Source organism: Microbacterium sp. Ru50, from assembly GCF_002920555.1.
Classification (GTDB): Bacteria; Actinomycetota; Actinomycetes; order Actinomycetales; family Microbacteriaceae; genus Microbacterium; species Microbacterium arborescens.
The window spans coordinates 1,022,374-1,033,107 of sequence record NZ_PQSV01000001.1; the positions used below are offsets into that span (position 1 = coordinate 1,022,374).

The following is a 10,734-nucleotide window of genomic DNA, read 5'->3' on the forward strand; positions in this document are numbered from 1 at the left end:
CCGCGCGGTGACACGCTGCGTCATCTCGGTGTGCTAATCGCGCGTGGCGTTCACCGCATGTTCACGGATCGGTGGTGCGCTGGACGCGTGTCGAATCTCGCCGCCGTGTTCGCGGTGTTCCTCCGCCTCGGGCTGACGTCCTTCGGCGGCCCGATCGCGCACCTCGGGTACTTCCGCGACGAGTTCGTGACCCGGCGGCGCTGGATCGGCGATCGGAGCTACGGCGAAATCGTGGCCCTGTGCCAGTTCCTGCCCGGACCCGCGTCGAGCCAGGTGGGGTTCGCGATCGGCCTGCGCCGCGCGGGACTCTCGGGCGCCGTCGCGGCCTTCGCCGCATTCACGCTGCCCTCCGCCGCGCTCATGGTCTGGGCGGCGAGCGGCATCGGGGCCGTGACCGGCCCCGTCGCGACCGGAGTCATCGACGGGCTCAAGGTGGTCGCGGTCGCCGTCGTCGCGCACGCCGTCTGGGGCATGGCGCGCAGCCTCGCGCCCGACCGGCCCCGCGGGACGATAGCGATCGCGGCGGCCGTCGGGGTCGCGCTGGTGGGCGGGCCCGTCGCGCAGCTCGGGGCGATCGCCCTCGGCGCACTCGCGGGGATTCTGTGGCTCAGCGAGAGGTCCTCCGACTCGGATGACGCCGGCGGGGACGACGCGCTTCCGAGCGCGGGCACCCGCGTCGGGATCGCTGCGCTCGTGATCCTGGTCGCGCTCCTCGTCGTGAGCCCGATCGCCGCCCGAATCACGGGAGACGGCTCGATCGCGTTGTTCGACGCTTTCCTGCGCTCCGGCGCGCTCGTCTTCGGCGGCGGCCACGTCGTCCTCCCCCTCCTCGAGAGCGCCGTCGTCGGGCCGGGCTGGGTCGACGCCGAGACGTTCCTCGCCGGCTACGGCGCCGCGCAGGCGCTGCCGGGACCGCTTTTCGCCTTCGCCGCCTATCTCGGAGCGCTCGCGAGCGTCGGCCCGGGCGGCGTGGCCGGGGCCACGATCGCGCTCGTCGCCATCTTCCTGCCCGGCTTCCTGCTGCTCCTCGGAACGCTGCCCGTCTGGGCTGTCCTGCGGCGCCGGTCGTGGGCGCGTGGCGTGGTCCGGGGAGCGAGTGCCGCAGTAGTCGGAATCCTCGGCGCCGCCCTTTACGACCCGGTCTTCACGACGTCGATCACCCGGGTCGACCAGTTCGCACTCGCTCTGGTCTGCTTCGGGCTGCTGACGCTCTGGCGCTGCCCCGCCTGGGTGGTCGTGGCGCTGGGTGCCGGCGTCGGTGCGGCCGCCGGAGCGCTGATCAGCGGCTGACGAGCGACGGGGCGGAGCGGACTCCGCGCGGCGTTCCGGCACCATCGCCCGCGCGTTCGCGCCGCTCGATGGCGAGGTTGACGACACCGAACGCGAGCACGAGCACCGCCGCGATCGTCGGCAGCAGCATGGCGAGCCGCACCTCGCCGGCCTCGGCGATGGCGCCCGTCACGGCCGACGCGAGCGCCTGCGCCAGCGTCAGCGCCGATCCGAGGAGCGTCATCGTCGTCGCCGACCGGCCGACGGGGCTGCGGTGCCCCGCGATGCTGAACAGCGTCACGAGGGTCGGCCCGACCCCGAGCCCCATCAGCAGCAGCATCACGATGACCGCCCCGAGCGAGTCCGAGGCGGCGTAACCGCCGGCCGAGACCGCGAGGACGGCTGCGAAGACGAGCCAGCGGCGGCGCAGCGCGAACCGCGAGGGCAGGAGCACGACCGCGAGAGCGAGGGCCGCCGAGCCGATCCCCATCAGCCCGTACAGGAGTCCTGCCTCGACGTCGTCGCCCGCGGTCTGCGCGAACGCGGTGAGCGAGGTCAGTGTCGAGCCGAAGAAGAGCCCCACGCCGAACGTGGCCGCGACCAGCACGAGGATGCGTCCGCGCAGCACCTGCGAGATCGGCGCCCGCTCCTCGCTCTCGCCCGGATCGAGGGCCGTCGCCGCGATCTGCCCGCTGGGGTGAAGGGCGAAGGCGGTGACGAAGACGAGGCTGAGGGCTGCGGCGATCGCGATCGGGGCCCAGGGAGCGATGACGGCCGCGAGGATGCCGACGAGGAACGGACCGATGACGAAGGCCGTCTCGTCGGCCGCCGATTCGTACGACATCACGCGCGAGAGCGTCCGCGGTCGATGCTCGGCGTCGAGTCGCGCCCGGATGATGCCCATCAGCCGACTGCGCGACATGGCCGCGGCCTGCGGAGCGCTCAGTCCGATGGCCGCCGCGGCGGTCAGGATGAGCGGGTCGGGTGATCCGGCCGTGACGACGACGGGGAAGATCCCGAGCAGGATGCCGTTGAGGATCCCGAGCGGAACGAGCACCCGCCGCTGCCCGAACCGGTCGACGGCGTCGCCGATGACCGGACCGGCGATGACGACGCCGATGCCGACGGCGGCCGAGGTGAGCCCGCCGAGCCCGACCGAGCCGGTCGCGGAGACGACGAGGGTGAGGACGCCCACGACCATCATCGCGAAAGGAAGCCGGGCGATGAAGGCGATCGGGAAGAGCGCCCAGCCCGTGTGATGGATCAGGGAACGATCATTCGACGTCATACATGCCTCCGAGCAGTCAGCTCGTTCTCACGTGCCGCCTTGCTCCGTCAGCAGGTAGTTGCATCGCTTCATCCGGGCCGGCGCCGCGGACCCCTCGATTCTACCGGCGGAACAGCTCCTCGGCGACGAGTGAGAGGTCATGCAGGTCGGAGACCCCCGCGAGCTCGCGCGCCGAGTGCATCGAGAGGATCGGGATTCCGACGTCGACGGTGCGGATGCCGAGCCGCGTGGCGGTGATCGGCCCGATGGTCGACCCGCAGGGCACGCTGTTGTTCGACACGAACTCCTGGCTGGCGACGCCCGCCGCCTCGCACCAGCCGTTCCATGCGGCCGCTCCGACGCCGTCGGTCGCGTACCGCTGGTTGGCGTTGATCTTCAGGATCGGCCCCGATCCCAGCACCGGCAGGACGACGGGGTCGTGCTTGTGGGCGTAGTTCGGGTGCACCGAGTGGCCGACGTCGCTCGAGACGCACCAGGATGCCGCCATCGCGCGCATCCCCTCTTCGCGATCGGCCCCGAGGCCGAGCTGGATGCGCTCGATGACGTCGGCGAGGAAGGGACCGGCAGCACCCGAGCGGGTGGCCGAACCGACCTCTTCGTGGTCGAAGACGGCGAGCATCGCGATGTGCCCGGCGTCGAAGCCTTCGGCGGCTCGCTCCAGGGCGACGACTCCGGCATGGACGGAGGCGAGGTCGTCGAGCCGGCCGGAGGCGAAGAAGACGTCGCCCGCGCCGAACACCGAGCCTCGGGCGGCATCGGCGGTCACGACGTCGTAGCCGCGGATGCGGGCGGCGTCCACGCCCGCCTCTCGGGCGAGCTCTCCCAGCAGGTCGGCGGACTCGGCGGACCCGAGTCCCCAGACCGGCTGCGTCTGCGTCTGCTTGTCGAGCGCGAGATGATCGTTCGCCTCGCGGTCGAGGTGGATCGCGAGCTGGGGAAGGCGGAGCAGCGGCCCCGTCGCGGTGAGCACCGAGGTGCCGTCGTCGAGCACGAGGCGCCCAGCCAGGCGCAGTTCGCGATCGAGCCACGAGTTGAGCAGCGGCCCGCCGTAGACCTCGACACCGGCCTGCAGCCAGCCGAGACGCCCGGTGGTGGGACGGGGCTTGAGTTTGAACGCCGGCGAGTCGCTGTGCGCGCCGAACACCCGGACGGGCGTCACCGCCGTCGCCGCTTCCGGCACGATCCACGCGAGCACGGCGCCGTCGCGCACCACGAGATAGCGCCCGCCCGGCTGATCGGGCCAGCGCTCGTCCTCGGCCAGCGCGGTGAAGCCCGCGGCGACGAGGCGACGGGCCACCTCGGCGGCGGCGTGGAAACTCGACGGCGACGACGCGACGAAGTCGGCGAGGTCGGCGGCGTGGGAGCGGGCGGCGGCGGTGACGGCGGACACGGTGACTCCTGGATCGTTGGGGGCCTCCGTCGATCGTAGGCGCAGCCGCCGTCGCACCCGCGGCTCAGCCGTTGGCATCGGTGCGCATCGGCGGGCACTCCGCGCCCGGCGCGGTGGCCAGTTCGAAATGCCAGGGCTCGTTGCCGTAGGTCTGACAGATGCCGAACTCCGAGCCGTACGAGATAAGCCAGTACTGCGCGTCGACCGGCCCGATGTCGATGGCGTCCCCGCTGACGTGGCGCGACTGCTCGGGGGTGGCGACGTAGGCGCGCGCGGTCTCCTCCCCCACCGACGCGATGCGGTCGTCGAGGAGCCACTGCTGATACGCCGCGCTGCGCCATCCGCTCGTCACACCGAGGCGGATGCCCTCGTCCGCGGCACGCGCCTCGGCGGCGCGCATCGCCGCGAGCAGCTCCGGGTCGAGTCGCGAGATCGCCGGAAGGTCGTCGTCCCACAGGCTCACCTGCACGCCATCCTCGATGAACCCGTCGTCCGCCGACGGCGAGAACGCCGGGCCCGGGAACACCGGCGGCATCGGGGGCAGCTGCACGCCCGACGCACCGGCGAGCGCACCGATGGCGGACGCGCCGAGGGCGACCGCACCCGCGACCGCGACCACACCGAGCGCGAGACGGCGGCGGCGCACACGAGGGGATGTCCGCGCTCGCGGGCGCGGCGGCACGAACGTCACCCGCCGTCCGGGCTCGGTCGTCGGCAGCGCGAGCGGGCGGGTCGGAACCGGGGCGGAGGAAGTGCTCATGCTCCCAGTGGACGAGAGCGGATGTTGCACCGGTGTCGCCGATTTCTCATACGCCCGCGATACCTGCGCCCGCCTATCCTGAGGCCATGCGTGTGCTGATCGTCGAGGACGAGCTCTTCCTCGCCGAGGCGATCCGCGACGGGCTGCGCCTCGAGGCCATCTCCGCCGACCTCGCCGCCGACGGCGACATCGCACTCGAGCAGCTGGCCATCACCGGGTACGACGTCGTCGTGCTCGACCGTGACATCCCCGGCCCGAACGGCGACGAGATCGCCCGCCTCCTCTCGCAGCGCCCCCAGGCTCCCCGCATCCTCATGCTGACGGCGGCCGACCGGCTGGACGACAAGGCGTCGGGCTTCGAATCCGGCGCCGACGACTACCTGACCAAGCCGTTCGCGATGCGCGAGCTCGTGCTGCGGCTGCGCGCGCTGGCTCGACGTTCGCCCAGCTCCGCTCCCCCGGTCCGCGAGTTCGGCGGCGTGCGACTCGATCCCTTTCGGCGCGAGGTCTACCGCGACGGAAGATACGTCGCGCTGACGCGGAAGCAGTTCGCCGTGCTCGAGGTTCTCGTCGGCGCCGCCGGCGGCGTCATCAGTGCCGAGACGCTGCTCGAACGGGCGTGGGACGAGAACGCCGACCCGTTCACGAACGCGGTCCGCATCACGATCTCGACGCTGCGCAAACGGCTCGGCGAGCCCTGGGTCATCGAGACCGTTCCCGGCGTCGGATACCGTATGTCGGACCCCGCGCCGTGATCGTCCGTCGCCGAGGACTCTCCTTACGGGTCTCGCTCACCCTCAGCTACGCCGGGTTCCTCGTCGTCGCCGGCGCGGTGCTCTTCGGCGTCGGCTTGCTGGCCCTGCGGTTCGTGCCGAGCGGCGACCTGTTCAGTCAGTCGACGGGCGGGTGGGCACCGGGTCGCGGTGACCTCACCGACGTCTTCGTGAAGTACGCCTGGTGGGCCCTCGCGGCGCTCGTCGTCGTCGGCCTCGTCGGCGGATGGTTCCTCTCGGGGTGGATGCTCGCCCCGCTCGGGCGGATCACCGAGGTCGTCGGCCTGGCCGATGCGGGAACGCTTCACCGCCGGATCGCGCTGCGCGGACGACGGAACGAGCTCACCGACCTCGCCGATGCCTTCGACGACATGCTCGACCGGATCGAGAGAGCGGTCGCGGAGGAATCGCGGTTCGCGGCGAACGCGTCGCACGAGCTGCGCACCCCGCACGCCGTCATCCGGACGATCGTCGAGGTCGCGCGAGCCGATCCGGAGGAGCGCGACGTCGACCTCGTCCTGAGCAGGATCGCCGAGACGAACGAGCGGGCGATCGCGACGACGGAGGCACTGCTCGACCTGGCACGCGCCGGCCGCACCGGCCTGGCCTTCGAGCCGGTCGACCTCGCCGCCGTGACGGAACGCGTCGCCGCGGACGCGCGAACCCCCGGCGCCCCGGCGACGCACCGGGCGTCGCCGACCATCCGGGTGGAGCCGGGGCCGGCGGTCGCCCACGGCAACGCGGCCCTGCTCGGGCAGCTCGTATCGAACCTCGTCACCAACGCGATGGTCCACAACCTCTCCGACGGCGGCGAGGTCGCGGTGCGGACGCGCACGGCGCCGGACGGGTGGGCGCTGCTCGAGATAGCGAACACCGGGCCCCACCTGGATGCCGCTCGCGTCTCGACGCTCACGGAGCCGTTCGTCCGGGCGGGCGACCGCACCCGCCCGGCATCCGACCGCGGCGTCGGTCTCGGCCTGACCATCGTCGCGACCATCGTCCGCAGCCACCGCGGCGATCTGCGCATCACGGCGCGCGAAGGCGGCGGCCTGCTCGTCCGGGTCGCGCTGCCGAGCGCGTGAGCGGCCTCAGGCCGTCTCGGCCCGGCTCTGGCACTCGATGCACGCGGGAGCGTAGGGAACCGCTTCGAGGCGTGCGGACGCGATCGCACGACCGCATCCGACGCACTGACCGTACGAGCCCGCACGGACGCGGTCGAGCGCCTCGCTGATCAGCGTGATCGTCGCGCGGTGCGATGCGGCGGCCTGATAGGCCACCGGGTCGACCGAGGGAACGGCACGCGGCTCGATATCCGCCAGCAGCTCGCGGCGTTCCGCGAGGAGCGCTTCCAGGCGCGTCCGGACGTCGCTCGACGCCGCTTCGGCCGTCTTTTCCATTTTTCTTCCGTTCTGCTTTTTGTGGTGCACGAAAAGCCCCGATCTCGAGCCCGCAGGGGCGAGATGACGGGGCATTGACCACCCACCATAGCCAGTGCGCACAAAAAAGCAAGTCACTGCAAATCGCCCTCGACGGTCGATTTGACTTCCTTATTTTCCGGGCTATGGTCGGGAGTCACACGCCAGCCACAAGGGGAAGCGAGTTCTTATGTCGACCAAAACACCACGCGCACGCGGCGACAAAAAGGCGCCGCAATTGTCACTCAAGGAAAAACGCGCCGCCAAACGCGAGAAGCAGGAGGACGGCGCGTTCCTCAAACCGCGGAAGGGCTCGGCCCGCTGACGCCGCGCGTGCGCATGCGGGATAGCCCGTGGCACATCTCGAATCGATTCGATAGACTGACCGACGGCGGCGCTCCGGCGCCGCCGTTGTCGTGCCCGCATCTTCTCGAAGGCCACCGCGATGTCCCGCAACCTCACCACCGGCAGCCCCTGGCGTGTCATCCTCGCGTTCTCGGTGCCCCTTCTGATCGGCAACGTGGTGCAGCAGATGTACCACATCGTCGACGCGGTCGTGGTGGGCCGCTGGCTCGGCGTCGACGCACTCGCTGCGGTCGGCGCCACGGGCTCGATGCTCTTCCTCCTCATCGGCTTCGCGTGGGGACTGACCTCGGGGTTCGCGATCCCCACGGCGCAGGCCTTCGGCGCCGGCGACCACGCCGCAGTGCGCCGCTCGGTCGCGGCCGGTGCCACGCTGACCGCCATCACGAGCGTCGCGCTCACCGTCGTGGCGCCGTTCCTCTCGCGCCCGCTGCTTCAGCTGCTGCAGACGCCCCCGGAACTGCTCGACGACGCGACGACGTTCGCGGTCGTCAGTTTCCTGGGTGCCGGGGCGACGATGTTCTTCAACTATCTCGCCGCCATCATCCGCGCGATCGGCGACTCACGCACCCCGCTGATCTTCCTGACGGTCGCGTGCGTCTTCAACGTCGTGCTCGTGGTGCTGATGGTCGGACCGCTCGGGTGGGGGGTCGGCGGGGCCGCCCTCGCGACGGTGGTGTCGCAGGCGCTCTCGGTGGTGCTGTGCCTCGATTACATCCGCCGGCGCATCCCCGTTCTGCGCATGCGGCGCTCCGACTGGCGCATCACGCGTGCCGATCTCGCCCTGCACCTGCGACTCGGGCTGCCGATGGGATTCCAGGCGTCGATTATCGCGATCGGCACGCTCGCGGTGCAGGTCCGTCTCAACGAGCTCGGTGCCGACGCCGTCGCCGCCTACACGACCGCCTCCCGCGTCGACGGCATCGCGGTCGCTCTGCTGCAGTCGCTCGGACTCGCCGTCTCGATGTTCGTCGCGCAGAACTACGGCGGCGGCCGTCCCGACCGCATCCGCCAAGGCGTCGCGCAGGCGACATGGATGGCAGTGATCGGCGCCGTCGCTCTCGGCGTGGTGCTGATCACCTCGGGGGCCTCGCTCGTGCGCCTGTTCGTCGGCGACGGCTCGGATGAGGTCGTCTCCCTCGCCGCGCTCATGCTGATCATCAACGGGGCGACCTACAGCGCCCTCGGCGTCCTGTTCGTCCTTCGCGGGGCCCTGCAGGGGCTCGGGCACACCCTCGTGCCGACCATCACCGGGATCGTCGAGCTGTTCATGCGCGCCGGAGCCGCCGTCGTGCTCGGCGCGCTGCTCGGGTTCGCGGGAGTGGCGTGGAGCAATCCCCTCGCGTGGCTCGGCGCAACCGTCATCCTGATCCCCGCCTACCTGCGGGCCCGGCGCGAACTCGCGGGCATGCCCGTCGCCCGCGCGGATCACATCACCGCAGCGACGACGCCGGTACCGGTCGTGGGCCCCGCGAGCGGATCGATGGTCGTCGACGCGGTGGTCACGCAGCCGGTGCCCGTCGTTCCGGTCGCGCGGCGCCGACGTCGTGCGCTCGTCTCGGCGTTGCGCCGCGGACGCGGCTGACCGGGTGCCGCCCCGCGATCAGCTCGCCGACGAGCCGGGCCGGGATGCCCGGCGGGGAGCCCGCTTGGCGGGCGCGGATGCCGCAGCTGAAGCCGGAGCCGAAACGGCGTCGGCCGGCGCCTCGATGGCGGGCTCGGCGGCATTCCGATCAGTGGTCTTCGTCGCGGGCTCCGCGACGGGCTCGACAGCGGGGTCGACCGTCGGCTCGCTCGCGGGCTCAGCCGCGGCCTTCCGGCTGCGCGACGCGCGCTTGGGCCGGGCAGGAGCCTCGGAGTCGGCGTCGTCCGAGGCGGTCTTCGGTGCGGTTGCTCGGCTGCGCGACGCGCGCTGCGGTCGCGCGGGCGTCTCGGCCTCGGTCTCGGTCTCAGTCTCGACCGTCGTCGGAGCGGCACCGTCGTCCGGGCCGGACACGGATGCCGCGCGGACGCTCGGCTCCGTCGGATCGGCGTCTTCGGCCGCAGGCTTCGCCGCGGCGCGAGCGGTCGTCGTCCGGGGGGCCCGGGTCTTCGCCGCGGGAGCCTTCGCGGGGGTCTTCGCATCAGCCTTCGCGGTGGTCTTCTTCGCGGCTGTCCGCCTCTTCGCCGCTCCGCCGTCGGACACCGCCTCGTCCTCGGCCGGGGCGGCATCCACCGAGCCGGTCGCCTCGTCGGGTGTCGTGCGCTCCGTCGCGGCAGGCATCGGCGCGGGGTCGACCGCTCCCCCGCCGGCGCCTACAGCATCGGAATCCTCCGACGACGACGACGCGGCGTTGCCCCGCGCGGCCGACGAGACCGCGTCGAGCGCGGCATCCAGAGCTGCGCCCAGCGTCAGCTGCTCGATCATCGGACGACGGCCGCGGGATGTCGACCCGCTCGCGCTCTCCGACGGAGCGGTCGCCCGCGAGGTCTCGACGCGGGAGTCCGCACCGTCCTCCGGCCCGGTCGGCGCCTCCGGCGCGGTCGGTGTCGCCTGCGCGAACGACTCGGACTCCGAGCCTGCGCTCTTGGCACGCGACGGCTTGCGCCTCGAGCGTCCCGGTTCCGCATCGCCTCGGCCCTTCGCGGACGCGTCGGCAGCGGTGTCGTCCGAGCCCTTCGAGCCCCCCGCGGTCTTCGGGCGCAGCGACATCCCGCCCGGCTTCGACTCGATCGTGAACAGCCCCACCGCTCGCACGAGATCCGACAGCTTCGCGTAGCCCCAGTTGCGGGGGTCGAAGTCGGGCTGCTGCTTGCGCATGAGCTGACCCACCGTGCCGAGATCGGACCAGCCGTCGTCGGCGGAGGCGGTCTCGGCGGCGCTGCGCAGCAGGGCCACGAGGCGCGCGTCGCCGCGCAACGCCGCAGACGTCCAGCGCTCCGCGGTGGTCGAGCGTGCGGCATCCGGCTCGTCGACGACACCGAGCACCTCGAGGTAGGTGAACTGATCGCACGCGTTGCGGAAGGCCTCGGGAGTCTTCCGCTCACCGAAGCCGTAGACGGTGACCCCTTCCTCGCGGATGCGCGAGGCCAGACGCGTGAAGTCGCTGTCGCTCGAGACGATGCAGAACCCCTGGAACCGGCGCGTGTACAGCAGGTCCATCGCATCGATGATCAGCGCGCTGTCGGTCGCATTCTTGCCGGTCGTGTTGTCGAACTGCTGCATCGGCTGGATGACGTGCTCGCTCGCGGCATCCTTCCACCCGCGCAACTGCGACTTGGTCCAGTCGCCGTAGACGCGCTTGACCGAGGCGGTGCCGTAGGTCGCGATCTCGGCGAGCACACCGCCGATCCGCGATGGCGAGACGTTGTCGGCATCGACGAGGACGGCGAGGAGGTCGCTCTGCTGAGGCATACCCCCAGCATGTCATTGACGAGGCGGCGCAGCACTGTCAAGCCGCTGCCGGCGCTCCCCCGGCAGCCGTAGCGTGAGGTCT

At 71.8% G+C, this 10,734-nt stretch carries 9 protein-coding genes; 4 read left to right on the plus strand and 5 right to left on the minus strand.

Translation table 11 applies throughout. The features are described 5' to 3' along the window. The first annotated feature begins 87 nt into the window (after positions 1 to 87). Complete coding sequence (chrA, locus tag C3481_RS04865) at positions 88 to 1,290, plus strand: chromate efflux transporter (RefSeq protein ID WP_258039013.1); 1,203 nt, start codon at positions 88 to 90, stop codon at positions 1,288 to 1,290. On the opposite strand, the gene C3481_RS04870 is transcribed toward chrA, so the two are convergent. The 3 genes from C3481_RS04870 to C3481_RS04880 form a co-directional block, all read right to left on the minus strand. Further along, positions 1,280 to 2,557, minus strand: a complete 1,278-nt coding sequence (locus tag C3481_RS04870; protein ID WP_064955938.1) for an MFS transporter — start codon at positions 2,555 to 2,557, stop codon at positions 1,280 to 1,282. The two genes, chrA and C3481_RS04870, sit on opposite strands and share 11 nt — an antisense overlap. Before the next feature lie 100 nt (positions 2,558 to 2,657). Next, on the minus strand, positions 2,658 to 3,947 hold the full coding sequence (locus C3481_RS04875) for a M18 family aminopeptidase (RefSeq protein WP_258039014.1): 1,290 nt from the start codon (positions 3,945 to 3,947) through the stop codon (positions 2,658 to 2,660). Between the two features lie 64 nt (positions 3,948 to 4,011). Next, on the minus strand, positions 4,012 to 4,707 hold the full coding sequence (locus C3481_RS04880; protein ID WP_103841006.1) for a M15 family metallopeptidase: 696 nt from the start codon (positions 4,705 to 4,707) through the stop codon (positions 4,012 to 4,014). 86 nt (positions 4,708 to 4,793) lie between these two features. On the opposite strand from C3481_RS04880, the gene C3481_RS04885 reads away from it, so the two are divergent. Continuing rightward, positions 4,794 to 5,462 (plus strand): response regulator transcription factor, encoded by a 669-nt coding sequence (locus C3481_RS04885; protein ID WP_064955940.1) that lies wholly within the window; start codon positions 4,794 to 4,796, stop codon positions 5,460 to 5,462. Continuing rightward, positions 5,459 to 6,562 carry a HAMP domain-containing sensor histidine kinase gene (locus tag C3481_RS04890; RefSeq protein WP_308457271.1) on the plus strand — a complete coding sequence of 368 codons (1,104 nt, stop codon included), beginning with the start codon at positions 5,459 to 5,461 and terminating at the stop codon, positions 6,560 to 6,562. Before C3481_RS04885 ends, C3481_RS04890 begins: the two co-directional genes overlap by 4 nt. 6 nt (positions 6,563 to 6,568) lie before the next feature. Here the strand turns inward: C3481_RS04890 and C3481_RS04895 are convergent, their stop codons facing one another. After that, on the minus strand, positions 6,569 to 6,877 hold the full coding sequence (locus tag C3481_RS04895) for a TraR/DksA family transcriptional regulator (protein ID WP_103841008.1): 309 nt from the start codon (positions 6,875 to 6,877) through the stop codon (positions 6,569 to 6,571). 463 nt (positions 6,878 to 7,340) lie between these two features. Between C3481_RS04895 and C3481_RS04900 the strand changes: the two genes are divergently transcribed. Beyond that, positions 7,341 to 8,843 (plus strand): MATE family efflux transporter, encoded by a 1,503-nt coding sequence (locus C3481_RS04900; protein ID WP_064955941.1) that lies wholly within the window; start codon positions 7,341 to 7,343, stop codon positions 8,841 to 8,843. A gap of 18 nt (positions 8,844 to 8,861) precedes the next feature. Here C3481_RS04900 and C3481_RS04905 read toward each other — a convergent pair whose 3' ends face one another. Next, the gene (locus C3481_RS04905; RefSeq protein ID WP_103841010.1) at positions 8,862 to 10,652 is read right to left on the minus strand and encodes an NYN domain-containing protein; all 1,791 of its coding nucleotides are present in this window, start codon (positions 10,650 to 10,652) and stop codon (positions 8,862 to 8,864) included. Between the last annotated feature and the right edge of the window lie 82 nt (positions 10,653 to 10,734).

What these genes read in the sequence shown, in the direction of transcription:
- C3481_RS04870 (WP_064955938.1), bottom strand. Translation starts at nt 2,557, where the DNA reads ATGACGTCGAATGATCGTTCCCTGATCCATCACACGGGCTGGGCGCTC.
- C3481_RS04880 (WP_103841006.1), bottom strand. Translation starts at nt 4,707, where the DNA reads ATGAGCACTTCCTCCGCCCCGGTTCCGACCCGCCCGCTCGCGCTGCCG.
- C3481_RS04885 (WP_064955940.1), top strand. Translation starts at nt 4,794, where the DNA reads ATGCGTGTGCTGATCGTCGAGGACGAGCTCTTCCTCGCCGAGGCGATC.
- C3481_RS04895 (WP_103841008.1), bottom strand. Translation starts at nt 6,877, where the DNA reads ATGGAAAAGACGGCCGAAGCGGCGTCGAGCGACGTCCGGACGCGCCTG.
- C3481_RS04900 (WP_064955941.1), top strand. Translation starts at nt 7,341, where the DNA reads ATGTCCCGCAACCTCACCACCGGCAGCCCCTGGCGTGTCATCCTCGCG.
- C3481_RS04905 (WP_103841010.1), bottom strand. Translation starts at nt 10,652, where the DNA reads ATGCCTCAGCAGAGCGACCTCCTCGCCGTCCTCGTCGATGCCGACAAC.